Origin of the sequence: Tamlana carrageenivorans, assembly GCF_002893765.1 — a bacterium.
Taxonomy (GTDB): domain Bacteria; phylum Bacteroidota; class Bacteroidia; order Flavobacteriales; family Flavobacteriaceae; genus Pseudotamlana; species Pseudotamlana carrageenivorans.
Genome location: NZ_CP025938.1, coordinates 4082813 through 4108885 on the forward strand (window position 1 = coordinate 4082813; position 26073 = coordinate 4108885).

The following is a 26073-nucleotide window of genomic DNA, read 5'->3' on the forward strand; positions in this document are numbered from 1 at the left end:
AATCTTTTATCGGACACTAATGATTCTGAATATAACGCCGATTTAAAAACAGGAGGTTTAAAAAGTTAGAATTTGGGTCATTCTGTGTTCGACATAGAATTTCATCACAATACCGTTAAATGACTATGAGAATTTGAAATATATTCAGATTGACGAAAAGATAATTTAAATAAAAGCAGGTTGGATTTTGACAAAAAAAAGACCACCTTCATAAATTTGAGGTGGTCTTTAAAATATAGTATTAAGAAATCGTTCTAAATAGTGAACGTTCTTTTTTTCTTGTGTTCACTTTCATCGTAGCGTTTAACACACTCATGATAAATTTTTACTGCAGCTTCGGCATTACCCCACCCACCAGTATCTACTTTTTTCTTTTCTAAATCTTTATACACTTTAAAAAAGTGCTCGATTTCCTTTAGTCTATGCGGATTTAAATCGGAGATATCTGTTTTGTTGCTCCAAATAGGATCGGAAACCGGTACACAGATCACCTTTTCATCTGGTCCTTTTTCATCGGTCATGTAAAACACTCCAATAGGTCTAACTTCCATTACCACCATAGGATAGGTTGGCTCATGCCCTAAAACCAATACATCCAGAGGATCCTGATCTAAAGCTAATGTTTCTGGAATAAACCCGTAATCGCCAGGGTACATCATGGATGAAAATAATAAGCGGTCGAATCGAATTTTATGAAGTGTAAAATCGTACTCATACTTATTTCTGCTGCCTTTAGGAATTTCGATTAATACATCGAAAGTTACTGATGCCTTTTTTTTATCACTCATTGTTATTTGTTTAGTCATATATTTAAGTAGTTATCGTTTAATATTTAAGTGAACAAATGTACTGAAACCAACAGCTTTTAACAACAAAAAACATGTTGATTTGGCCTGCTTTACAAAAGCATAATATCAACCCAGGTTTTAGAAAATTTTTAATTTATAACATCAGGAAGCCCTAGGGTTAACTTTTGCATATATTTTAACGTTTTTAATGCGTTGGTATTAATGTTTAAGAGAAATTTTTGCATTTATTTTTAGATTTTAATTTATTGTTGTCCGATAAAAAACAGAATTAGCTAAAAAAGCTTTGGTGTTGGCCTTTTTTATTGATCGCACTCTTTATTTTGAAAACAGAACCTCCTTATGGGTCAAAAAGGCTTAATTGCCCAATGTTTTTGGTTGTAATCTCTTCCCAATTAGCTTCTGGGTTTTTCAGGAATTTGAACAAATCGATATATGTCATCAAATGGTATCGTATGACGGACATCATATTGGAATAAGCCCAGTTTCTTTGGGCTTTTCTTTGGATCACAAGCATAATGAGCTGGATTATCAAACTGACCCAGATTTGTATTTCGATGGCATTTTGATTGTCTCCCAAAAAATACTTTAGCGGAAAGTTCTGTTTAAGCCGCTTGAACATCGTCTCAATCTGCCACCTATTTTTATAGATGTCGGCTATTTTGTCTGCATCAAGATCATAATTATTAGTGATGAACTCATAAACTTTTTGGTGCTTTTCGTGCCAAAAAGCGATTCTCCTCAGGGAAAAAGCATTGCCGTTTTTGTCCGTAAGCCCTATTTTTTCGTCCTTTAAGACAGCATCGTCCACTTTATTGGAGATATCAAACTCTTCAAGGCTTGTATAGCGAGCATTGTCCTTTTGCCGAGTCACAAAGTAAACATCTTCCAGTGTCCATTTTTGGTATTGCTCATAATCCACATACCCTTTGTCAAAAACCACATAAGAGCCCTTCTTGAGTTCCAGGTCTTTTAAAAAGGTGTGGTCGTGCGTGGCCGCGCTTGAAAACTTAATCAGACAAGGAACGTCTTCCATGGCGTTTATCATAGTATGCATCTTGATACCTCCTTTCTTTTTGCCGTTGAGCGGGTTCCTTCCTACACCTTTAAGAATGTCACTAAATAGGGGGATGGTCGAGGAATCAACGATTTTAAGGTTCTTCACTGCAGGTTCTAAGGGTCTGCTGTCCGATAAAAAGCGATGGTAACGTTTGTAGAGTAAATGATAAATATCGGCAAATACTTCAGAGCTTCTTCTCCTGTTAGCATCTGACAAGGTACTGCGTTTTGGAAAGTCCGTGAGTCCTAGATGGTTGATCTTTCCCTCGCAGGCAAGCATAATACTGGAAACCTCACGAAGTGAGCTACAGCCACTGATCACGGTAAATACCATAGTGGCCAAATGCTCATAGGTGGTAAACTTTTTGGTATAGCGATCGCTGTTGTGCTTTTTGGCTGTCCGATGAACATCTTTGGGCAAAATGAAATTTAATACCTGTTTGATTATGGGTTGTCCGCTAAAGTTTTTACTTTTATTCATATCTTGGATGTGTGATAACTTCAAGATACAAAATAAGCGGGAAATCCTATCTTGGAAATCCCGCTTTTTAAATCTTTTATCGGACACTAATGATTTTAATTTAAATGATGGTCTAAAATTTATGCTATGAAACTCTCAAACAATTCAATTACCTTTGTAGCTCTTAAAAAAAGTCATGCGCATAGATATTATTACGGTGTTACCGGAGTTACTTAAGAGTCCGTTTGAAGCTTCCATACTAAAACGAGCCATAGAGGCCAATTTGGTAGAAGTCCATTTTCATAATCTAAGAGATTATACCAATGACAACTACAAATCCATAGACGACACCCAATTTGGTGGCGGCGCCGGCATGGTAATGATGATTGAACCTATAGACAAATGTATTTCGGCTTTAAAGGCGGAACGCGACTATGACGAAGTGATTTACATGACTCCAGATGGAGAAACCTTAAAACAAGGCATCGCCAACCATTTATCTTTAAAAGAGAACATGATTATTTTATGCGGACATTACAAGGGCGTTGACCAACGCGTACGGGATCAATTTATAACCCGTGAAATTTCCATTGGCGATTATGTGCTTTCTGGAGGTGAATTAGGAGCAGCCGTACTATGTGATGCCGTTATAAGATTAATACCAGGGGTTTTAGGTAATGAAACCTCGGCCCTAACCGATTCTTTTCAGGATAATTTATTAGCGCCCCCTATTTACACCAAACCACGTGAATACAAAGGTTGGAAAGTGCCAGAATTACTATTTAGTGGCAACTTGCCCGAGATTGAAAAATGGCGTGAAGAACAAGCCTACTTGAGGACCAAAGAACGACGCCCAGATTTGTTGGGGGAGTGATGAGGAGTTATGAAGAGATTGATGGAGAGGAAGTTAAGAAAATGTAGAAGTTGAAGAAGTTAAGAATAAGCTAATATAGAAAGAGTTGAGAAGAAAATGAAGAAGATGTTAAGTAGTTGAAGGAGGACTAGAGGTTAGGAAGTTAATAAGACTTTAATCTTAAACATTTACGTGGGTTGTGTTAAGGATAGAAGCGGCATCCTTTTTTGTGGGTTACACGTTTTTAGGGTACAACAAGCCTGAAATAGCAGCAAATATTGGACTAAAAACACCGGTTTTCAACAAAAAAGATATAGCGGATAGCCTGACCTGTAAGGGAACACCAAAATAATTAGAATAAAAAATTGCAATTAATTAATTAATGATTATTTTTGCAGCCAATTTCGGGTTAACCTCTGGCGAGAATCGTGCATGTTGTTCTGAATTAATCATAATAAAACATAAAGATATGGAATCTTTAATAAAATTTGTACAAGACGAATTTGTAACAAAAAAAGAATTACCTGATTTTTCTGCTGGTGATACAATTACTGTATACTACGAAATTAGAGAGGGTGAAAAAGTTAGAACTCAGTTTTTTAGAGGTGTAGTAATCCAAAGAAGAGGATCTGGAGCTTCTGAAACTTTCACTATTAGAAAAATGTCTGGAACCGTTGGTGTAGAGCGTATCTTCCCAGTAAATTTACCAGCATTACAAAAAATTGAAGTTAACAAACGTGGTAAAGTACGTAGAGCAAGAATCTTCTACTTTAGAGGCCTTACTGGTAAAAAAGCCAGAATTACTGAGCGTAGACGTTAAGCATAATACAACTACAACCGTAGTTTTTAAAAGCCTTGATTTTTTTCAAGGCTTTTTTTATAAACAAATGTTAACAACTACTGTTTATAAACCGTTGATAATTAAAATGTTAAAAACCTTGGTTATCGCGTCTGTTTTTTGTAATTTAGTAACAGAAATAAACGTTCTTATATATTTAATAGTTGCTTTTTTAGATCGATATTTCATATTAGTTGTGAAATATTTAAAAAGATCAAGTTGCGTTTCAAATGTTACAAATTTATTATGTAATGTTTAGAATTGAAACAAGACGCTTTTGTCAGGATAATCAATATGAATATGCTGCTAGAAAGTCTTACTAGATAAATCATCGTTTAAACGAGTAAGGATTTATTAGTATAAAAAGGCAATTAACCGAAGCATTTAGTTAATAGGTCAATACATTTTGAAAATTAAATGAATGTTTCATTGAAATGACAGTACTTAAACTGAAAGTTTAATTGAAAATTTTAAAATTTTTAGTGAAATGCTAAAATTAGGTTTAGTAAGGTTATTTCGAGAAAGCCATGTCACAGTAGATTAAGTTCTGCAGGGATATGGCTTTTATTTTTAATAAAATCTTCACAATTATTTTATCATATCCATACTTTATCAATACTATTTTTTCATTATTACAAAAATTTTAAGCAAAAAAACCATTCGTATAATGATTGATTTAAATTACGTATCTAATTTCGTATATTCGCGTGGCTAAAAATGTTACAATTACTAACTACAACGTTTTAGCCCTTAATAATTCATTAAATAAATCCGACACTAATGTCTAAAATAATTTACACAAAAACGGACGAGGCTCCGGCGTTAGCAACGCGCTCATTTTTACCTATTGTTAAAGCGTTTGTTAAGTCTTCTGGTATTGACATTGAAACCAAAGATATATCATTAGCAGCCCGAATTTTAGCTGTTTTCCCAGACTTTTTAACAGATGATCAAAAAGTATCTGATGACTTAGCTATTCTTGGCGAGTTAGCCAAAAAGCCTGAAGCTAATATTGTAAAATTACCAAACATTAGTGCTTCTGTACCGCAATTAAAAGGGGCTATTAAAGAATTACAAGGCTTAGGGTTTAACATTCCTAACTACCCAGATGAGACTGCAACCGATGCTGAAAAAGACATCAAAGCCCGTTACGATAAAGTTAAAGGTAGTGCTGTAAACCCTGTTTTACGTGAAGGAAACAGTGACAGACGTGCGCCTAAAGCTGTTAAAAATTACGCTCAAAAGAATCCGCATTCTATGGGGGCTTGGACAAGCGATTCAAAATCTCACGTAGCCACTATGAGTGCAGGTGATTTTGCTCATAATGAAAAATCTACAACGATTCCTAAAGCAACTAAAGTAAGTATCCAACACACTAATGCTAATGGTGAAACTTTAGTTTTGAAAGAAGGACTAGCCTTATTACAAGGTGAAATTATCGATGCAACGGTCATGAACAAAAAAGCATTATTAAGCTTTTTAGAAGCTCAAGTTGCTGATGCCAAAGAAACTGGCGTATTGTTTTCTTTACACATGAAAGCTACGATGATGAAGGTGAGTGATCCTATCATTTTTGGACACGCTGTTAAAACTTTTTTCAAAGATGTATTCGCTAAACACGGTGAAACTTTTGAAAAACTAGGTGTCGATGTTCACTCTGGTTTTGGTAATGTTTTAGAGTCTATTCAAAAACTACCAACAGAAGAGCGTCAAGCTATAGAAGCAGATATTCAAGCGGCATATACCAACGGTCCTGCCATCGCCATGGTAAATTCTGATAAAGGTATTACTAACTTACACGTTCCTAGTGATGTGATTATTGATGCCTCAATGCCTGCCATGATTCGCACGTCTGGACAAATGTGGAATGCTGCTGGTGAATTACAGGATACTAAAGCTGTTATTCCAGATAGTAGTTATGCTGGAATTTATTCGGCTACCATCGATTTTTGTAAAAAACATGGTGCTTTTGATCCTACTACTATGGGAACAGTTCCTAATGTTGGCCTTATGGCTCAAAAAGCTGAAGAATACGGATCACACGACAAGACATTCGAAATGGCCTCTAACGGAACTGTGAAAGTGATTGATGCTTCTGGAAATACTTTATTAGAGCACCAAGTTGAAGAAGGTGATATCTGGAGAATGTGTCAGACTAAAGATGCTCCAATCCAAGACTGGGTTAAGTTAGCTGTAACACGTGCTAGAGCTTCTGAAACACCTGCTGTTTTTTGGTTAGATGAAAATAGAGCTCATGATGCTGAAATTATTAAAAAAGTAAATACCTATTTAAAAGATCACGATACGGATGGTTTAGACTTAAGAATCTTATCTCCTATCGATGCGACTTTATTTACTTGTGAGCGTCTTATAAAAGGTGAAGATACTATTTCGGTTTCTGGTAATGTATTACGTGATTATTTAACCGATTTATTCCCTATTTTAGAAGTTGGTACTAGTGCAAAAATGTTATCTATTGTGCCTTTAATGAACGGTGGTGGTTTATTTGAAACTGGTGCTGGTGGATCGGCTCCAAAGCACGTACAACAACTTGTTGAAGAAAACCACTTACGTTGGGATTCTTTAGGTGAATTTTTAGCCTTAGCGGTTTCTTTAGAACACTTTAGTAATGTAAACAACAATCCTAAAGCTAAAATACTAGGAGCTACTTTAGACGATGCCACAAGTACTCTACTTGAAAACAGAAAAGGACCATCTCGTAAAGCTGGAGAATTAGATAACAGAGGAAGTCATTTTTACCTGGCTTTATACTGGGCTCAAGAATTAGCTAAGCAAAATGATGATGCCGATTTAAAAGCAGAGTTCACCCCTATTGCCGAGCAATTAGCAGCGAACGAAGCTAAAATTGTTGCTGAATTAAACGATATACAAGGACAACCAACCGATATTGGTGGTTATTACGAACCAAACGAAGCTTTGGTTACTAAAGTAATGCGTCCTAGTAGTACGTTTAATGCGATTATAGATTAATTTTAATTACCATATAAATTTTAAAAGCTCCTGTTTTGGGAGCTTTTTTTTATACCTAGATTTTCACTTCAAATTTAGAATCGCCCTGAAGTTAAACTAAAAAAAACGTATTTTTGGAGCATGAGTTTTACAAAAACAACCGAACAAGATTCTAACTACAACCATCTGGAAAAGATGTCGGTTTCAGAATTACTACAAAACATCAATAACGAAGATAAAAGTGTACCCTTAGCGGTTGAAAAAGCTTTACCACAAATTGAAGCTTTAATTTCACAAACCGTAGAGAAACTAAAACTTGGCGGACGCCTTTTTTACATGGGAGCAGGTACCAGTGGTCGTCTTGGTATTATCGATGCCTCGGAATGCCCTCCTACTTTTGGTGTGCCATACGATTTAGTTATTGGCCTCATTGCAGGTGGGGATACAGCCATTAGAAAAGCTGTAGAATTTGCTGAAGACTCTACCACCCACGGTTGGGAAGATTTACAAGCCTATCATATCTCACAAAATGATGTGGTGATTGGTATTGCGGCTTCAGGAACCACGCCTTATGTCATTTCTGCGCTTGAAACTTGTAATACGAACAACATCGTTACAGGATGTATTACTTGCAATAAAAATAGTCCGCTATCACAAACCGCACAATTCCCGATTGAAGTCGTAGTTGGGCCTGAATTTGTTACGGGAAGTTCTAGAATGAAAGCAGGTACGGCTCAAAAGTTAGTTCTAAACATGATTACCACAACGACTATGATTCAACTCGGACATGTAAAAGGCAACAAAATGGTAGACATGCAATTAAGCAACAACAAGCTTGTTGACCGTGGCATTCGCATGATTATGGATGAAATAAAAGTCTCAGAAAAAACAGCTTCAAAGTTACTTGAGCAATATAAAAATGTAAGAGAAGCAATAAAAAACTATTCAAATGGAAGAAACTAAAACCAAAAGAACGGATAAAACCGTTTTATTTAAAGGCGTTAAAATATTAATATTTGCTGCATTGAGTCTTTTTATGGGCCCTATTCTATTAAGTTTTGCTTATAGTAAACCAGAATCTCCTTATTACCTACCGCTTTTAATTGTTGGCTGCGCGGTATGTGCTATGGCTGTATTTATGGTTTTTAAAGGTCTTAAAACCATTATGGATAGTATGTTTAAGAAATAGACATCTATAATCAATTGCAGTCAAACCTTTTTTAAGAACTCCTTGTATAGGCCATATTTATTAACAGCCTTCTGAATTATTGTATTGGGATAAATTTCTATGACTCGGTTTATGGCCTATCGAAAATTTATTGTAAAATTTGAAGTGAAAACACCGTAAAATTTCAGGCTGTTTGAACTAAACGAATTTTAAAATTCACCACCAACTATCAAAGCGAGTTCCTGAAATTTAGGTTTGGAACGAAAAATTTAGATAAAGATTCGTAAGCCTAGATTTTTTTGGTTCGTTTTTTCATCAATGAAATCGACAAAGGAGATTCATGAACTCATTAATTTAAAATATTCAACAGTGAACTAAAAAAATGAACAACAATATTATTTCTTTAGGACGGAAATAGTTAGTAACTATTTATTAATCAAACTCTCTTTTGGCGTACTCGGGTTAAATCCGAAGTCAGAATCGTTGATTTTTATATGCAATCGATCAAATATATAATTGACAATGGCATAATGATGAATGGTATGGCTGTTTGCCTGGGATAACAAAGCTCCATAGGTGTATGGAATTTCAATTTTTCCTGTTCCCAAATCATCAATCACATGAACAATTTGAGCCTCCTTAAATTGAAAAGCTTTAAGATTATCAATGATGTCTTTTAGATAATTTAAAGCTTCATGGCAATTTTCTTCAACGGCTTTATTTCTACTTCTAGCCGTAAGATCTACTTCATTATGAGATGGGCTCTTAAAAATACAGTCGTAAAAATCTAAAATATGCCTTAAATGACTTCCTATACTCGAATAATAAGGAGATACTGAGGTATCGGACAATTGGGTATTGGACAATTGTTTTAAAATAACTTCAGATTTATTTAATGTTAGTAAAGAAGCTTGTAGCATGTTATTCATGAGTCTAAATATAGATAATTTTTAAATTATGCGCCTGATTTAATGTCCACAAAAAATGAACATAAAAGATACCGTCTTTTGAAGTTGACATCATGATATTAATTTTTCAAACTGGCATTACCTACAAACAAACTGATTTTCAAGTATTTAATTTTTAAATCAAAAACGATTTTTTTTTAAATTAAGATGATCCCTCCTTAACATGCTCCAAATCATTTAAAACTAACCGAATCTCCCCATAAGTATATTTATCATCCAATTGCTGTTTTAAATCTGAAATGGTTTCATAGGTTTTCTGTGGAATAAGCGTTTTTAAATCATTATAATGCGCTACAGACATTAAATCTAATACTTCTACTTCCCCGGAAGGGATGAAGCTGGCCAGGTGTCCGAAAATGGTATTTTCATTTAACTCACGTATATCTGAAATCTCCTTAATGGTTTTACCTTTTTTAAATAACTTTAAAGATTCAAATTTTGTTTCACCAACTTTTCGCTTCGGCTTATCATTAAATATTTCGGTGTCTTTTTCAATTTCAATGTCATTTTCCTCACAATAATCAATGATTTCCTTTAAGATGGTATCACCATATTTTTGTACACGGGTTTTTCCCATACCATTAACCTTAAGTAAAGCACTTTTAGTTGTTGGAAGATTTTCACACATATCGTAAAGGGCTTTTTGAGTAAATACTTGAAAATGCACCAAGCTTTTCGCCTCTGCAATTTCATTTCTAAGTACTCGTAAGCGTTCAAAAAGTTCCACATGACTGGTACCGTCTACCACGGATTTTCTAGTACGTTTCGGTTTATTTTTCTCCTTAAATATCGCCTTAGTACGCCATTCCAAAAAGGACTTGGTTTGAAAGCCTTCATGTAGTTCATTAAAGTACAGCGTTTTAAACTCCAAAAATTCTTCTAAAGCATCTAAATTTTTGGTGATATCTGCACCCACAACTTGGTTATCTGTAGTAAAAGCAAAGGCATTTAAGGGTGTTGTAAAATGCGTAACTGTCTCGGTTTTAAAATAAGCAATCGCCTTTTTAAAACGCTCTTGAATTAAGGGGCTGGTCTCTGGCAAACCTTCATCCTCTGAAATTTGTTTGAGTTGTACCATAAAACCATTAGCTACTTTTAAGAAATCGGCCAACTTATCTTTAAAAGGTAACATGATCGCTTCTATATTACCTTCTATAACCGATTTGTTTTTGTAATAAATATCCAAAATGCGATTTACAGGAAACAAAAAGGGATAAAAATCGAAAATTTCATGAATGAGATCCAGTTGAAATCTTTTTTTTGAAGCTTCTAAAACAGCATCATCCGGTGTATTTTGTTCGGCCTTTTCATTAAAAGCAATCACATTAATGTCGCTTATAATTTGATTAGACTGAATTTTACTTTTCAAAACCAGGCCTTCTAAGGATTTACACCGACTTAGTGCCACATAGGTTTGGCCGTGTGCAAAAGCGCCTTCAGCATCAATAATGGCCTTATCGAAGGTTAACCCTTGACTTTTATGAATGGTTATGGACCAAGCCAAACGCAATGGCATTTGGGTATAGGATCCTATTTTTTCTTCAGTAATTGCCTTAGTTTCTTTATCTACCGTGTAATTTATATTTTCCCAAACTTCGGGTTTCACTTCAATATTGAAGTCGTCGTCAGGACAATGTACAACAACCTCATCTTTATCAAGATAGAGGATTTTACCAATTTTACCATTAAAATAACGTTTGGAAGGATCGCTATCATTTTTAACAAACATAACCTGCGCACCAACCTTTAAATCTAAAGATTCATTATTTGGATAGGCATACTCTGGAAACTTACCCTCTACTAGAGCTTTATAAGTAAATATTTTAGAATCTAATTTATCGAGTTCTGCTTGATTTGTGGCTTCAGCCTTTCTGTTGTGGGTCGTTAACGAGATGTAACCTGCATCTGGTTTTGGTGCAAAATTTGGAATATGACGTTTGTTTAACTCTTCCGCGGAAGCGTTACTTAACTTATTGTTTCTAATTTCATTTAAGATATCAATAAACGTAGGATTTTCTTGACGGTAAATATGTTTTAATTCTACCGAAATAGCTTCACATTGCATATAAGCATGACTACTAAAAAAGAATCCGTTGCGGTAATGTGCTTTTAAAAGTTCCCATTCTTGTTCTTTTACTACGGGCGATAATTGCTGTAAATCCCCTATCATTAACACCTGAACGCCTCCAAACACCTTGTTTCTATCCCTATAACGACGTAAGGTTTTATCTATACCATCTAACAAATCGGCGCGCACCATACTAATTTCATCAATTACTAGAAGGTCCATAGACTTAATAATATTGATTTTAGTTTTACTAAATTTTCTATTATACCCTTTAGAAGCGTTTAAGTCGGTATCTGGTAAAATTGGCCCAAAGGGCATTTGAAAAAAAGAATGTATGGTAACACCTTTCGCATTGATAGCTGCTACTCCTGTTGGCGCTACAACCACCATACGTTTTAAACTTTCTTTTTTTAAACGGTGTAAAAAGGTTGTTTTTCCTGTGCCTGCTTTTCCTGTTAAAAAAATGGATCGGTTTGTATTATTTACAAACGCCCATGCCAATTCGAGTTCCTTATTTACAGCCATTAAGTATTTTAAAATTATTAGAAATTGAAGGTAATAAATATAGAAGTTTTTCAATAGTTTTAAAGTAAATTTCCTACAAAAAATACAGATACACCACAATATAATGCAGAGATGTTTGATTTGCTTATAAATAAACATAAAAAACATTTACCATAAACAACTTAAAATCTGATTATTACATTTTAAACTAAGAAGCGTACTAAGAAGAACAAAAAAAAATCCAGCCTAGCGCTGGATTTTTCTTATAATAGTATTGATTTTTAACTATTTACAACTAACCTAAAACCTTCTCCATGGATATTTAGTATTTCTACCTTTTCATCAAGTTTTAAGTATTTACGCAACTTAGCTATATAAACATCCATACTACGCGATGTAAAATAATTATCGTCACGCCAAATTTTTGTAAGCGCTAATTCACGCGGCATTAAATCATTTTCATGAAGGGCTAACAAGCGCAACAACTCATTCTCTTTAGGAGATAATTTAACAGGATCGCCACCTTTAAACTTTAAGAAACGTAATTTAGAGTTTAAATCGAAATCTCCAATTTTAAACTCAAATTGCTTACTATCAGAAATCGTTTCTGTAGCCTTACGTTGGATTATGGCCTTAATTTTCATTAAAAGCACTTCACTATCAAACGGCTTGTTTAAGTAATCGTCTGCTCCAACTTTATAACCTTTTAAAACATCTTCTTTCATTGTTTTCGCGGTTAAGAAAATAATGGGAACATCTGTGTTTTTTTCTCTTATTTCTTTAGCTAATGTAAAGCCATCTTTATAAGGCATCATAACATCGAGAATACACAAGTCAAAATCATCTTTTTTGAATTTTTCAAATCCTTCCATACCATTTTTGGCATGTGTGACTTCGTATTCATTCATCATTAAATAATCCTTAAGAACCGTTCCAAAATTAGGATCGTCTTCTACTAATAATATTCTCTTTTTTTGCTCTTCCATGATATTACGATATTAACGGAAGCTTTATGGTAAATGTGCTCCCTTTGTCTTTTTCACTTTCTACTGATATATGACCTTGGTGGTCTTCTACAATTCTTTTAACGTAAGCCAATCCTAATCCGTGACCTTTAACGTTATGAATATTACCGGTGTGTTCTCTATAAAATTTTTCGAACACTTTTTTTGCGGCTGTTTTACTCATACCGCTCCCGTGATCTTTCACTTTTAACAAAACATTAGTGCCCACATTTTCTGTATACACTTCAATTCTAGGGGCTTCAGGAGAATACTTAATGGCATTATCCAACATATTAACAATAACGTTTGTAAAATGTGTTTCGTTAGCCAAAACCGATGTTTTTTCGGCATTTAAAAACGTCTTAATATAGCCTTGTCTATCCTCCACAATTAACTCTACATGTGTAATAGCATCTTCAATTAATTCATGTAGGTTTACTCTATCTTTATTTATGTTAAGTTCGTTCTTTTCTAATTTAGATATTCTTAAAACATTTTCAACTTGAGCATGCATGCGTTTATTTTCCTCCTTGATCATCGACAGGTAACGCACAACCTTATCTTGATCGGCAATAACTTTCGGGTTCTTAATCGCATCGAGTGCCAAGTTTATAGTTGCAATAGGTGTTTTAAACTCATGCGTCATGTTATTAATAAAATCGGTTTTAATTTCCGAAATTTTACGCTGTTTTACGAGTTGATATAAAGCCAGACCTGAAGCCAAAATGATAATTAGTGTAAACATTATGGAAAGTGTAATCATTCCAATAACGCCAGATAAGATAAATTTTCTTTTATCCGGAAAATTAACTAATAACCTATAAAGACTACGGTTATTTTCATCATAGAAAATAGGAACACCATAAGTAGAATCTTTATGATAATCGAAATTATCACTATGTACTTTTGTTGCTAAATCATTACCGTAAATGGCAAATTCAAAATCAATATTAATACCATATTTAGTCAGTTTTTCGGCTAATAAAGTTCTTATTTCCTCTTCAGAAACCCTTTTATGAACAGGCGTTCTTTTTAAAACCTCTTTAAAACTTTTCTCAAGACTTAATTTTTGGGCTTCATCGATGGTACCACTTCTAATAATTTTAGAAATCGGACTTTTAAGGTCTTTATCTGATGATTCCAAATTACTATAAATTTCGGTAGTTGAGTTCCCGATAATGTTTGTTATATCCAGGCTATCTAAACCAATATCAAAGAGCGATGAGGATAATTTATAATCCTCTTGTAAAACGTTACTTTTATAGATAAGTGTTTCTTTCGTGCTGTTGTTTTTTCTGTAAATTAACAGTTGAGAGACAGCTTCTTCGTCAGCTTTTTTTTCTTTATCTAAGCTTAAATACTCCGTAAAATATTTTTCAAATTCATTTTCCTCAATCGTATTAGAAACGTTATTTAAAACGGTAACGACATTAGACTTAAAACGGTTTCTTTCATTATTTACAGAATCATTAATATAATAAGCCTGAATAGCAATAATACCAATAAGCGACAAGCTCATCAGTATTATTAATAAGATAAATATCCTTTTACTCATCGATCAAAATTAACATTTTAACATTAAAAATCTTATCATTTAACCTTACATTAACAAAAATGTTAAAATTTAAGATTTCCTAAAATTTCTTTATGTATTTTTAAGACTTGAGTATAAGTTTCCTCTAAAACAGTGTTAAAAACCACAAAATCTGAAAGCTTTATTTTTTCTTCATCAGACCATTGATTTTTCATGATATTTTCAATCTTTTCAATCGTAGTATCATCTCTATTTAACAAGCGTTTTATTTTTAAATCTTTAGGAGCTGTGACGCTTATTACAAAATCGCAGGACTGATGCCCTCCATTTTCAAATAAAATAGCTACTTCTTTAATAACATAGGGTGCTTTTTGCTTTAAAACCCATTTATCGAAATGCTCTGAAACTTTTGGATGTACTATCGCATTCATTTTATCGAGATAGGTTTTATCCCTAAAAATAATATTAGCGATAAAGGGTCTGTTTAAACCCTCATTAAGGTATGCGCTGTCACCAAATAGTTGAATGATTTCATCCCTTAACACAGGTGATTCATTCATCAGTTTTTTAGCCTCATCATCTGCTATATATATCGGCACACCAAGGTCTTTAAACATTTTTGCAACCGTAGTTTTCCCGCTCCCAATACCACCTGTTAGTCCAACTATTTTCATTTTGTAATAATAAATTCGATGCGTTGCTGACTAATTCTTGAGTGTTTGGCTAGCGCTGGAACCCTAATTAATTCTGGCGTTAAAAAGTTTTGATTATCATGAATTTTCTCAAAATCACAAACTACCTCAAAATCCTGTTTTGTAATGCGTTCAAAATTATTTAAGCTTACAACATACGAAACACTCACTTCCTTTGGAAAGTAATTTACAACACTATTTTTAGGTGTATTAATGACCTTTACAGGAATTTTCAAGGTCCCTTCGGTAAACTTTTCAACCTTAACTTTTAAGGTAACCTGATGAACAGTGTATTGCACTTCTGATGTGTTTTCTGGAAATTTAAGCTTCAATGGTTCGTTTAAATTCGCTCGAACTTCATTTAATTGTTTCGCTTCTGTTTCTAAAAATTTGATTTTAGATACCAAAACGTCAGGTCCTATTACCTTTACCGAATCTGGCTCCACTCTAAACGCTTCCGAAGAATTAAAACCAAGGGCATAATTCACTTCTGCCTTTATCTTAACAGGAACTTTTTTTACCAAATTGACACCATATCGAAAGGCTATTTTTTCGGGTGACAAGTTTAAAATTTCAACCTCATTATCAAACTGTGTATTATTTAAATAAGCTTTCGTTTTATTGTATACAAAAGCGTGGTCATTTTTATGAACATCTGAACTAAAATCTACCGTCACTTTTGGTTTCGTGAAATAATACTTTAGCCATCTAAATCCATGTGTTTTTAAAGTAATGTTCATACTTACAGAATCATCTAAAATCACATATTCTTGAGGCACATTAACCTTTTCTACCTTAAAAGGAATGGTATCTGTATAGGTTTTAGATAATTTGGAAATGATTAAAATTATAAAAGCAAATAATAAAAATAAAAGAAACACATTGATTCTTTTATTTTTTATTGAACTCAATAATTTAGACTTTAAGGAATTAAGCATGTGATTAAAAAAATAGTTTAGGGAAGTGAGTTTCTGGATTTTTACGCCATACAGAAACCACCCACGTTGATTTTAAAAAACCATATCCATATCCGAAAAACTGAACCATAATTGCAGGAAGGGCTAATAAAGCGACATTTAAACTTTTGGTACTAACTAAAGCTACCATAAAGGCTACTACAAAATACAATAAATAAACTACTAATAAGAGATTTATTTTGAAAAAGCAAAGCCCAATAGCCAACATTAAACCTGCACTAAACAGTGTAGGAAACCAATAAGTTAACTTTTTAGAACTCGGATGCCAAACATTTAAAATAGGGCGTACCAATCCGAATTTATAAACTTGTGTGTAAAATTTTACCCAAGAGATTCGGCGTTTATGATATACGAAAGCCTCGGGAATCAATTTGGTTTCAAAACCTAGTTCCCATAATCTCATGGATAGATCGGGGTCTTCCCCAGGATGAATTTTACCAAAGCCATGAGATGCTTCAAAAGCTTTTTTGGACAACCCCATATTAAAACTTCTGGGCTGAAATTTATTTAAACTCCCCTTTTTACCACGTATACCGCCTGTAGTAATAAAAGAAGTCATTGAGAAATTAATCGCCTTTTGAAGATTTGAAAAAGATTCATGCGCCGTATCTGGACCTCCAAAACAATCTACATAATCGTGTGTCAAACTATGTTCAACGGCTTTTAAATAGCCTTTTGGTAAAATACAATCGGAATCTAAAACGATAAAATAATCACCTTTAGCCTTACGCATTCCAAAATTTCTAGAATCACCAGGACCGGAATTGGGTTTGTAATAATACGCGATATTCAAATAAGGCTGAAAAGCTTTTGCTACAGCTTCTGATGAGAACTCAGAACCGTCTTCAATAATAACAATTTCAAATGAAAAATCACCTTCAAGAGATTTGAAACTCTCTAAAAGTTCTTGAATTTCATCAGGACGGTTGTAAACAGGAATTATAAATGAAAACACTTGCGACATATTACAAAAATAAAGAAAGCACCATCAAACAAATGATTATTAGAGGTTAACTTTAAACCAAAAAAGCCACCTAAAAACAGGTGGCTCTTTTTTAATTTATAAGTTTATTACTTTGTTTCGTTTTCAACAAAGGCTTCCATAACTGCGGTACTTACACCCATGTTACTAAATCCTCCGTCGTTATATAGGTTTTGCAAAGTCACTCGTTTTGTTAAGTCACTAAACAAAGAAACTGTATAATTAGCACAATCTAAAGCGGTAGCATTCCCTAGCGGCGACATTTTATCGGCATAAGAAATAAAACCATCAAATCCTTTCACACCACTTCCTGCTGTAGTAAGTGTTGGTGACTGCGAAATGGTGTTTACTCTAACCTTTTTATCTCTTCCAAAGAAATAGCCAAAACTACGAGCAATACTTTCTAAATATGCTTTATTATCGGCCATATCATTATAATCAGGGAATACACGTTGTGCTGCCATATAACTTAGAGCCACTATACTTCCCCATTCGTTCATAGCATCTGCTTTGTACAAGGTTTGCATCACTTTATGAAAAGACATCGCAGAAACATCGGTTCCTTTTTGTGTAAAATCATAATTCTGGTTGGTGTAATGATTTCCTTTTCTCACGTTTATAGACATCCCTATGGAGTGCAGTACGAAATCAATTTTTCCACCTAAAATCTCCATAGATTGCTCTACCAACTTTTGTAAATCTTCAAGTGAAGTCGCATCGGCAGGAATAATTTGAGACCCTGTTTTTTCAGCTAACTCATTAATTTGTCCCATTCGCATTGCAACAGGCGCATTAGTTAATACAAACTCACCGCCTTCTTCATGAACGCGTTCGGCAGTTTTCCAAGCAATTGAATTTGAGTCTAATGCTCCAAAAATGATCCCTTTCTTTCCTTTTAATAAGTTGTACATATATCTAGTTTCTTGTTTTTAAAAAATTAATTCAGCGACAAAGATAGTAATTAATTGAGTAATTCTTTAGCATGAGCAATAGCCGATGACGACATTTCTTTACCGCCTAACATTTGGGCTATTTCTACAATACGTTCATCAGGATTCAACTTAATTAAATTAGTTTGCGTTTTATTGTCGACATCTTCTTTAAACACTTTAAAATGAGCATGACCTTTAGCCGCAATTTGTGGTAAATGCGTTATTGAAAACACTTGCATGGTTTTACTCATTTCCAGCATGATATCTCCCATTTTATTTGAAATTTCTCCAGAAACACCGGTATCAATTTCATCAAACATCATAGTGGGCAACTGAATATATTTAGCTAGTATAGATTTTATAGAGAGCATAATTCGAGATAATTCGCCTCCCGATGCTGCTTTTTTCAATTCATTAAAACTCCCTCCTTTATTTGCAGAAAATAAAAATGTTAAACGATCTTTACCATTGACAAAAAATTCCTTTTCGAAGTGGGCTTCAATTTTAAATTGAGCGTTGGGCATACCTAAACTGCTTAGTAGTGCTTCCAACTGAAATTTTAATTCTGGTATGACTTTAACACGGTTATCGTGAATTTGTTTAGCAAACTTGTTTAACACTTCTTGTTGAGAAGCTATTTCTTTGTCTTTCTGTTGAAGGGTCTCATCGAGGTTTTCGGTAACAGACACTTTGTCCTCTAGGCGATCTCTAATCTCAATAAGTTCAAGTACCGTTGTTGCTACGTGTTTTTGCATCAAACTATGAAGCAGCTTCAATTTGGCATCAACAATTTCTAAACGATTTGGATCGGCTTCTAAGTCTTCTTGAAAACCATTTACTTCAGCAAATAAATCATCCAATTCAATCAAACTACTGTTCGCTCTTTCAAAAAGAGTCTTATATTTTGTAGAATACCCTTCTAGTTTTTGTAATACATTCTTTAAAGTAGTTAAGGAAGCAATCACACCAATTTGTTCATCATCTAGCAACTGATAGGCTTCAGAGAGTTTTTCCTTTACGCCTTCAATATTATTTAAAGTTTCATACTCTTCTTCAAGACTTTCGAGTTCACCGTCAATAAGGTTTGCTTCATTCAATTCATTCAACAAAAAGGTATTATAATCGTGTTCCTTAATAGCCTCTGCTTTAAACACTAACAATTCGTCACGTTCCTTTTGTAATCTTTTATAAACTTTAAGTTCTACTTTGTAATTTTGTAGTAAGTCTTCATTACCTCCCAAGGCATCGATTACCTGAAACTGAAAATCGTTACTAGTAAGTTGCATGGTTTGATGTTGCGAATGAATATCGATAAGACGCTCACCCAGCACTTGAAGACTTGATAAATTTACAGGTGTGTCATTTACAAAGGCTCTGGACTTCCCTGACGGTAAGATTTCTCTACGGATGATGGTATTAGCATCATAATCCAGATCTTCAGCTTCAAACAGTGCTTTTAATTGATATTTTGACACATCAAAAACAGCTTCAATAATACATTTTTCTGAAGCATCTTTCAAACTACTTAAATCGGCACGTTTACCAAGAATTAGGGACAATCCACCTAAAAGAATAGATTTACCAGCTCCAGTTTCACCAGTAATGATAGAAAAACCCGTGTTAAAATCGACTTGCATCGCATCGATAAGGGCATAATTTTTTATAGAAAGTGAGGTTAGCAAAGCTTTGAAAAGTATTAGAAATAAAAATTAAATATAGTAAAAGTGGCTTAAAAAATATACTAAGAATTAGAACTTAATATTTTGCCATTTACTACTGTACATCGGGGCTACTTTTTGAAGTGTTTCCTTCACTTTAGCCACATTAACATTTGGTCCTTCGGTAAAGATATCTTCTATTTCGTCGGATTTAGCATCAAAAAATACGCGTAATAAAAAAGAATTCGGACGACGTCTATTCATAGCATCAAATTCCATCAAACTTGCCGCTATGGCTTCTTTTCCTGCCTTTACATTCTCATGCATGACATCTAAGCCTTTTCTATGGTAATCGTAAAGTACGCTTCTAAACTCCTTAAATGTTGGCGATAGGATATTGTCTATAAGCGCAAAACGACTTTGTAAACCGTCTTCAAGCTTCCAACCTTTATAATTTCCTTGTTGTGAATAATTTGTAATCATCTGAGCTTGTTTGTAGTATTCTTGTCCGCCATCAGGAGAAAACGTATCGGCATCCAAGGCTAAAATCATATACACATGAAAAGCGAGTACTGAAATTAAATTCGATTCGTATTGCGTGGGGTTATAAATAAGGTTTTGAAATTCTAAATAATTAAAATTAAAGTCTTTATCATTAAAATTATATACTGGCGTACTATAAGAAGAACCATAAATGGGGCGTGAAGACTGCACCTGAATAGTCCCTTGAAAGGATTCGCCGCTGTAGTTACTTAAATTAATAACCATACTACAATTAATACGTTCCTGAGCCTTGTAGGTTTTATTGGTCCATTTTCTATTATTAACAAATTCGGTAAGCTCCTTTTCTAAGGTTTTAAAAATTGGAAAGTTTTCATTTCCAGTTAGCTGTGCATTAACAACAACATTACAATTTAGCTCTTGTGAAACACCTTTAAATCCGATACAAATTAATAATAAAACAAATAGGTTACGCATTAAATATGGGATATAATTTTGTTTAATAAGTCGATAGCGACTTCCGATTTCGTTTTTAGCTCAAAGGCTGTGATGTTACCTTCATCATCTATAAAAGTGACTTTATTGGTGTCGCCTTTAAAACCAGCGCCTTTATCATTTAACGAATTTAAAACAATTAAATTTAAATTCTTTCTTTTTAGTTTTCCTTTGGCATTTTCAAGTTCATCATTCGTTTCTAGTGCAAAACCAACAAGATATTGTTGGTTTTTAATGGCTCCTAAGGAAGCTAAGATGTCTTTTGTTTTTTCCAGCTCTAATGTTAACGTCGAAGTCTTCTTTTTTATTTTTTGATGAGCTACTTCTTTAGGACGATAATCGGCTACAGCAGCAGAAAGAATGGCAATATCACAATAATTAAAATACGTATGCACAGCATTAAACATATCTTGGGCAGACACCACTGGAATCTGTTTAATTAAACTGTGTGAAACTTTTTGTGAGGTTGGCCCGCTAATTAAGAACACTTCAGCCCCAAGATTGGTGGCTGCTTTAGCGATTTCAAACCCCATTTTGCCGCTGGAATGGTTACCAATAAATCGAACGGGATCGATAGCTTCATAGGTTGGCCCTGCAGTAATTAAAATCTTTTTACCTTTTAATGGTAATTTTCCTAAAACATCAGCTTCAATAAAACTAAGGATTTCTTCTGGTTCGGCCATACGACCTTCACCTACTAATCCGCTAGCCAGCTCGCCACTTGTTGCTGGAATCATGATGTTTCCAAAGGCTTTAAGTTTTTCAAAGGATTGATTTGTGGTGGCATGTTGATACATGTCTAAATCCATAGCAGGCGCAAAATATACCGGACATTTTGCTGAAAGGTAAGTCGCCATCAATAAATTATCACACACCCCGTTAGCCATTTTGGCCAATGTATTGGCGGTAGCTGGAGCCACAACAAAAAAGTCTGCCCATAGACCTAAATCGACATGACTATTCCATACCTCTGTATTTTCGTCTTCATTTGTAAAAGTCGAATACACAGGATTTTTAGAAAGGGTAGAAAGTGTTAAGGGTGTTACGAATTCTTTTGCAGCTGGTGTCATAACTACTTTTACGTTTGCACCCGATTTCACGAAAAACCTTACAAGTGAAGCTGTTTTATAAGCGGCAATACCACCCGTGATGCCTAACAGTATGTTTTTGCCGCTTAAAATACTCATATAAAGAAACTATTCCTGAGCGTCGTTCTCAGTATTTCTAAAATAAATTTTATCAGTTAACCATTCTTGAACGGCTAAAGCATGAGGCTTAGGTAACTTTTCATAAAATTTAGAAACCTCAATTTGCTCTTTGTTTTCAAAGATTTCTTCAAGACTATCATTATAAGTAGCGAATTCTTCTAACTTATCAATAAGTTCCTTTTTAATCTCTGTATTAATTTGCTCAGCACGTCTTGCAATAATAGAAATCGACTCATAGATGTTTTCTGTAGGCTCATCTATCTGATTTCTGTCGTACGTAATCGTATTAACTGGAGCATTAGTTTTTTTTAAATCCATTGTTATAAATGTTTAACTTTGTGAGCTGTAATTTTGTAATTCTTCTTCTATTTCAATTGCCATTTTCTCAACATCATCTTGATATTTTGAATCGGCATAATCCTTTTTAAAATCTAAATAATATCCTTTAGCAGCCTCTAAACGAGTTTTCCTCTTACTTTCAATACTATTAACAGCCAATTCAAAAGCAGAATCTAACTTATAATAATAGGCTTCTTCTAAATACGAAGAACCTGGGTTTTCGAAAATAAAATTATCAAAGGACTTTATAGCGGCTTCAAAATCTGAAATCGTATTATACTGTTTAGCTATTTCGAAGGCTTTCTTTTCTAGTTTCACAGCCAACTCTTTAGTTAAAGCGTTGGCTTCTGGAACATATTTAGATTCTCTAAAGGCATTGATAAAATCTTGAAGTTTTTCAATAGCGTTCTTCGTTTCTGTTTGATCCTTACTGTACACAGGAGAAAGCATATAATAGCTTTTAGCTGCTAAAAAAGAGGCTTCTTCTAATTTTTCACTTTTAGGGTAACTAGACGCAAATCGCTCGAACTGATAACCTGCAACATAATAATCTTTAATCTCATAGAAAGATTTTGAATATAAGTACATGAGTTTTTCAGCTTGAGGCTTTCCTCTATAATTGGGAACGATTTGAGCAAAAAGCGCATTGGCTTTATTAAATTCGCCCTCGTTGTAAAGCGTTTCACCCATTTTAAATTTTGCAGAAATATCTTCTGCCTTTAAAGTTTTCTGATATTCGCTACAACTCGTTAAAACTGTGAATAGTACTAGTAAATATAAAAGCTTGTTCATAAATTTTTAAACAGGATGCAAAATTAAGTGATTAATATGGATTTTAAAAATATAATTTCAAGCTAAAGTAATTGCTTAACCTCCATAATAATAAGGTTTAAGTTATATTTAACACGACTAATAATTATTAACAAAGGCTGCGATCTTAGCTTTTAGACCTTCCGAGGCAGGCACTAGAGGCAATCTTACGGTATCTCTACATAATTTTAAAGCCTCAAACACTCCTTTTATGCCCGCTGGGTTATTTTCTTCAAAAATGTATCCAATAACATCTATCAATTTAAAATGTAATTTAAAGGCCGCACTAGCATCTCCTTTTAATCCTAATCGAATCATTTCTGAAAAATCCTTCGGAAAACCTTGTCCGATTACAGATATCACTCCAGCTCCACCAGCTAAAACAACACCAAGAGCTAAATCGTCGTCTCCAGAAATGATTAAGAAATCTTCTGGCTTATTTTTAATTAAGGTATAATACTGAGACATATTATTTCCAGCCTCTTTAACTCCTATAATATTTTTGAAATTCTGGGCCAATCTAATGGTAGTTTCCGCCTCCATGTTTTTTGCAGTTCGACCAGGAACATTATAAAGGATAATATCTATTGGACAAACTTCTGAAATGGCCTTAAAATGTTGATAAAACCCTTCTTGAGTTGGTTTACTATAATAAGGGGCAACAGATAAAATAGCGTCGATGGCACTTAAATCTGTGTTAGAAATTTCATCTATAACTGCAGCAGTATTATTTCCTCCAATACCTAAAACTAATGGCACACGGCCATTATTAGCTTTAACAATGGTTTGTATAACTTCCTTTTTTTCCGACTTTGTTAAGGTTGCGCTTTCGGCAGTTGTACCACAAATCACTAGGTAATCTGTACCATTTTCAATATTATAATTTACAATATTAGTTAATGCGCTATGGTCGATGCTTAAATCGGCATTAAAAGGTGTTACCAATGCCACTCCAGTTCCGAGAAACTTACTATTCATGCTTTAATTAATTTTATTTAATATCGTTAGGTACTTAAAAAGCTCCGTTTTAAATACTTTAAAATCTTTCAACTCAATTTTAATTATTAAATCGTTTATGCGTTCGTCTAATTGCAGAGTTCCTATTTTAAATTTTGCTTTAGAAAGTACACTTAACAACTTCAATTCTAATATATCTTCGGCGTAATAATTAATCAAAATATCAAAATCCTCATCCAAAAAAGATTGCAATTCGATATTTTTCACTTGACCATTTCTGCTAAAATCTTCAAGATAATAACAAGTATCTATCCCATGAGGCTCGTTCTTTTTATCTCCTGAAAACCCTATTATTTTTAAATTAATAGGCTGAATTTTAAAGTCCTTAGCCAATTTTTCAAATGCGGCCAAATCATTAAACTCATCCACATTTACAAGGACTCCTAATGTTTTTGCAACGGTGTTATCAGATTTTACTATACGCTCGGATAACAATTTATTAATACGCTTTTTTATAGATTTTTCTTTAAAAACCTTTAAAATCATTTATCTTTATAATTTCCGCAAAGGTAGCAAAAGTACGTTCAATTTTTAATATTAAAGAATGAGGTTTACACATTTAATTTATTTGTTATATTTTTTCCTTTTACTGAATTGCAAAAACAGTGATTTGCATCTTTCAAAAATACAAGGAAAACAAATACAAATTACTGACTCACTGATTATTGACCCCAGTATAGACGATTATGTAAAACCATATCGTGAACATATTCAAAAAGATTTGGATAGTGTTATTGCTTTTTCGGCAAACACCTACGATAAAACCGATGGCGAATTAAATACCGCACTGGGTAATTTAATGGCCGATATAGCTTACGAACAAGCCAATCCAATTTTCCTAAAAAGAACGGGGCATAATATTGATATGGTAATATTAAATTATGGAGGTATTCGTTCAAACCTACCCGAAGGTGCCATTAGTAAAGGCACTGCTTTTAAATTAATGCCTTTTGAAAACAGTATTGTAGTCGTAGCGATTAAAGGGAATCAAGTTAATGACTTGGTGCACTACCTTGTAAAAGGACAAAAAGCTCACCCTATTTCTAAATTACAAATTACAATAGATAAAAATAATGCCTTAGTAGATTCCAAAATTAGTGGAGCTGCTATTGATAATGACAAAACTTACTATGTTGCCACTAACGATTATCTATATCAAGGAGGAGACAACATGACTTTTTTTAAGCCAAACGAAAACTTATACCCATTAGATTATAAAATAAGAAATACTTTAATTGATTATTTTATGAAAGTAGACCGTATCTCCCCTGTTCGAGACGACAGATTTATTAAAATTAATTAAGATTATGAAACGTAGAAATTTTATACAACAAGCATCGGCAGGAACAGCATTAATATCTCTGGGCGGACTAGGTTTACAGTCCTTTTCAACCATCAATAGTTTTAAAAAAATAACCATTTTACACACCAACGATGTACATAGTCACATCGATACCTTTCCTGCTGACGACCCTCGAAACCCCAACCAAGGCGGAGTCGCTAGACGTGCAACTTTAATTGACAGCATTAGAAAAGAAAACCCTAATACCTTATTATTAGATGCTGGCGATATTTTTCAAGGCACACCATATTTTAATTACTACGGAGGCGAACTGGAATTTAAACTCATGAGTAAATTAAAATACGATGCTGCAACTTTAGGAAATCATGATTTCGATAATGGCATTGACGGACTTTATGCTCAATTACCACATGCAGAGTTCGAATTTATTTCTGCAAATTATGATTTTACAAATACGGTAATGGACACCCATTGTAAACCTTACAGAATATTCAAAAAAGACGGCATTACCATTGGTGTTTTTGGGTTAGGCATAGAACTCAACGGTTTAGTTACTGAAGCCAATTACAAAGAAACAAAATACCTTGACCCTATTGAAATATCGCAGGATATGACTAGAATTTTAAAAGACGAAAAAGGTTGTGATCTGGTTATTTGTTTATCGCATTTAGGGTATGATTATAATTCAAATAAAATTTCAGATATTAAACTTGCAAAAGCTACCAAAAACATCGACTTAATTATTGGAGGACACACGCACACTTTTTTATCGAAACCAACAATCGTAAAAAACCTTGATGGTAAAAATACCCTGGTCAATCAAGTAGGTTGCTATGGTATTAACGTTGGTCGCATCGATTTTTATTTTGATTCTAATAAAAACAGTTCAGCCAAAGGCGTTTCTATTGGCGTTTAATCTTTTAGTTT

General features: G+C 33.8%; 24 protein-coding genes. 7 read left to right on the top strand and 17 right to left on the bottom strand.

The window, feature by feature from the left end; genetic code table 11:
- Positions 1-254: 254 nt before the first annotated feature.
- Entirely contained in the window at positions 255-788 is a 534-nt protein-coding gene (locus tag C1A40_RS17885; protein ID WP_068602199.1) for an inorganic diphosphatase, read from the bottom strand.
- A gap of 358 nt (positions 789-1146) precedes the next feature.
- Positions 1147-2346 (bottom strand): IS4 family transposase, encoded by a 1200-nt coding sequence (locus tag C1A40_RS17890; protein ID WP_102994338.1) that lies wholly within the window; start codon positions 2344-2346, stop codon positions 1147-1149.
- 175 nt (positions 2347-2521) lie between these two features.
- Between C1A40_RS17890 and trmD the strand changes: the two genes are divergently transcribed.
- The 5 genes from trmD (at position 2522) to C1A40_RS17915 (ending at position 8175) form a co-directional block, all read left to right on the top strand.
- The gene (gene trmD, locus C1A40_RS17895; RefSeq protein ID WP_102997064.1) at positions 2522-3199 is read left to right on the top strand and encodes a tRNA (guanosine(37)-N1)-methyltransferase TrmD; all 678 of its coding nucleotides are present in this window, start codon (positions 2522-2524) and stop codon (positions 3197-3199) included.
- Between the two features lie 448 nt (positions 3200-3647).
- A complete protein-coding gene (gene rplS / locus C1A40_RS17900) occupies positions 3648-3998 on the top strand; it encodes a 50S ribosomal protein L19 (RefSeq protein WP_102997264.1) in 351 nt (116 codons plus the stop codon).
- Positions 3999-4796: 798 nt separating this feature from the next.
- A complete protein-coding gene (locus C1A40_RS17905; protein WP_102997065.1) occupies positions 4797-7007 on the top strand; it encodes an NADP-dependent isocitrate dehydrogenase in 2211 nt (736 codons plus the stop codon).
- Between the two features lie 120 nt (positions 7008-7127).
- Complete coding sequence (murQ, locus tag C1A40_RS17910; RefSeq protein ID WP_102997066.1) at positions 7128-7949, top strand: N-acetylmuramic acid 6-phosphate etherase; 822 nt, start codon at positions 7128-7130, stop codon at positions 7947-7949.
- Positions 7936-8175, top strand: a complete 240-nt coding sequence (locus C1A40_RS17915; RefSeq protein ID WP_102997067.1) for a DUF6095 family protein — start codon at positions 7936-7938, stop codon at positions 8173-8175. Before murQ ends, C1A40_RS17915 begins: the two co-directional genes overlap by 14 nt.
- A gap of 404 nt (positions 8176-8579) precedes the next feature.
- Here C1A40_RS17915 and C1A40_RS17920 read toward each other — a convergent pair whose 3' ends face one another.
- The 15 genes from C1A40_RS17920 to C1A40_RS17990 all read right to left on the bottom strand — a co-directional run bounded on the left by C1A40_RS17920 (position 8580) and on the right by C1A40_RS17990 (position 24329).
- A complete protein-coding gene (locus C1A40_RS17920; RefSeq protein WP_102997068.1) occupies positions 8580-9083 on the bottom strand; it encodes a hypothetical protein in 504 nt (167 codons plus the stop codon).
- Positions 9084-9264: 181 nt separating this feature from the next.
- A complete protein-coding gene (locus C1A40_RS17925; RefSeq protein ID WP_102997069.1) occupies positions 9265-11715 on the bottom strand; it encodes a helix-turn-helix domain-containing protein in 2451 nt (816 codons plus the stop codon).
- Positions 11716-11975: 260 nt separating this feature from the next.
- Positions 11976-12680: a response regulator transcription factor gene (locus tag C1A40_RS17930; RefSeq protein WP_102997070.1), complete on the bottom strand. Its 705-nt coding sequence runs from the start codon at positions 12678-12680 to the stop codon at positions 11976-11978.
- A 4-nt stretch (positions 12681-12684) separates the two neighbouring features.
- Positions 12685-14253 (bottom strand): sensor histidine kinase, encoded by a 1569-nt coding sequence (locus tag C1A40_RS17935; protein WP_241910451.1) that lies wholly within the window; start codon positions 14251-14253, stop codon positions 12685-12687.
- Between the two features lie 62 nt (positions 14254-14315).
- Positions 14316-14906 carry a dephospho-CoA kinase gene (coaE, locus tag C1A40_RS17940; RefSeq protein ID WP_102997072.1) on the bottom strand — a complete coding sequence of 197 codons (591 nt, stop codon included), beginning with the start codon at positions 14904-14906 and terminating at the stop codon, positions 14316-14318.
- A complete protein-coding gene (locus C1A40_RS17945; RefSeq protein WP_241910452.1) occupies positions 14903-15835 on the bottom strand; it encodes a YbbR-like domain-containing protein in 933 nt (310 codons plus the stop codon). Before C1A40_RS17945 ends, coaE begins: the two co-directional genes overlap by 4 nt.
- Positions 15836-15866: 31 nt before the next feature.
- Positions 15867-16865 carry a glycosyltransferase family 2 protein gene (locus C1A40_RS17950; RefSeq protein ID WP_102997074.1) on the bottom strand — a complete coding sequence of 333 codons (999 nt, stop codon included), beginning with the start codon at positions 16863-16865 and terminating at the stop codon, positions 15867-15869.
- Positions 16866-16972: 107 nt separating this feature from the next.
- Positions 16973-17794, bottom strand: a complete 822-nt coding sequence (locus C1A40_RS17955; protein ID WP_102997075.1) for an enoyl-ACP reductase FabI — start codon at positions 17792-17794, stop codon at positions 16973-16975.
- A gap of 50 nt (positions 17795-17844) precedes the next feature.
- Positions 17845-19497 (bottom strand): DNA repair protein RecN, encoded by a 1653-nt coding sequence (gene recN, locus C1A40_RS17960; RefSeq protein ID WP_102997076.1) that lies wholly within the window; start codon positions 19495-19497, stop codon positions 17845-17847.
- Positions 19498-19563: 66 nt separating this feature from the next.
- Positions 19564-20451, bottom strand: coding sequence for a type IX secretion system protein PorD (gene porD / locus C1A40_RS17965; protein ID WP_102997077.1), 888 nt, complete (start codon positions 20449-20451; stop codon positions 19564-19566).
- Positions 20451-21656 (bottom strand): bifunctional phosphopantothenoylcysteine decarboxylase/phosphopantothenate--cysteine ligase CoaBC, encoded by a 1206-nt coding sequence (gene coaBC, locus C1A40_RS17970; RefSeq protein ID WP_102997078.1) that lies wholly within the window; start codon positions 21654-21656, stop codon positions 20451-20453. Before coaBC ends, porD begins: the two co-directional genes overlap by 1 nt.
- Before the next feature lie 9 nt (positions 21657-21665).
- The gene (locus C1A40_RS17975) at positions 21666-21995 is read right to left on the bottom strand and encodes a DNA-directed RNA polymerase subunit omega (RefSeq protein ID WP_102997079.1); all 330 of its coding nucleotides are present in this window, start codon (positions 21993-21995) and stop codon (positions 21666-21668) included.
- A 12-nt stretch (positions 21996-22007) separates the two neighbouring features.
- Positions 22008-22808 (bottom strand): outer membrane protein assembly factor BamD, encoded by an 801-nt coding sequence (locus tag C1A40_RS17980; protein WP_102997080.1) that lies wholly within the window; start codon positions 22806-22808, stop codon positions 22008-22010.
- 117 nt (positions 22809-22925) lie between these two features.
- On the bottom strand, positions 22926-23804 hold the full coding sequence (gene dapA / locus C1A40_RS17985) for a 4-hydroxy-tetrahydrodipicolinate synthase (RefSeq protein WP_102997081.1): 879 nt from the start codon (positions 23802-23804) through the stop codon (positions 22926-22928).
- Positions 23805-23807: 3 nt separating this feature from the next.
- A complete protein-coding gene (locus tag C1A40_RS17990) occupies positions 23808-24329 on the bottom strand; it encodes a DUF6913 domain-containing protein (protein WP_102997082.1) in 522 nt (173 codons plus the stop codon).
- Between the two features lie 124 nt (positions 24330-24453).
- Between C1A40_RS17990 and C1A40_RS17995 the strand changes: the two genes are divergently transcribed.
- The gene (locus tag C1A40_RS17995) at positions 24454-25146 is read left to right on the top strand and encodes a 5'-nucleotidase C-terminal domain-containing protein (RefSeq protein WP_241910453.1); all 693 of its coding nucleotides are present in this window, start codon (positions 24454-24456) and stop codon (positions 25144-25146) included.
- Positions 25147-25150: 4 nt separating this feature from the next.
- Positions 25151-26062, top strand: coding sequence for a bifunctional metallophosphatase/5'-nucleotidase (locus tag C1A40_RS18000; RefSeq protein ID WP_102997084.1), 912 nt, complete (start codon positions 25151-25153; stop codon positions 26060-26062).
- Positions 26063-26073 lie beyond the last annotated feature (11 nt).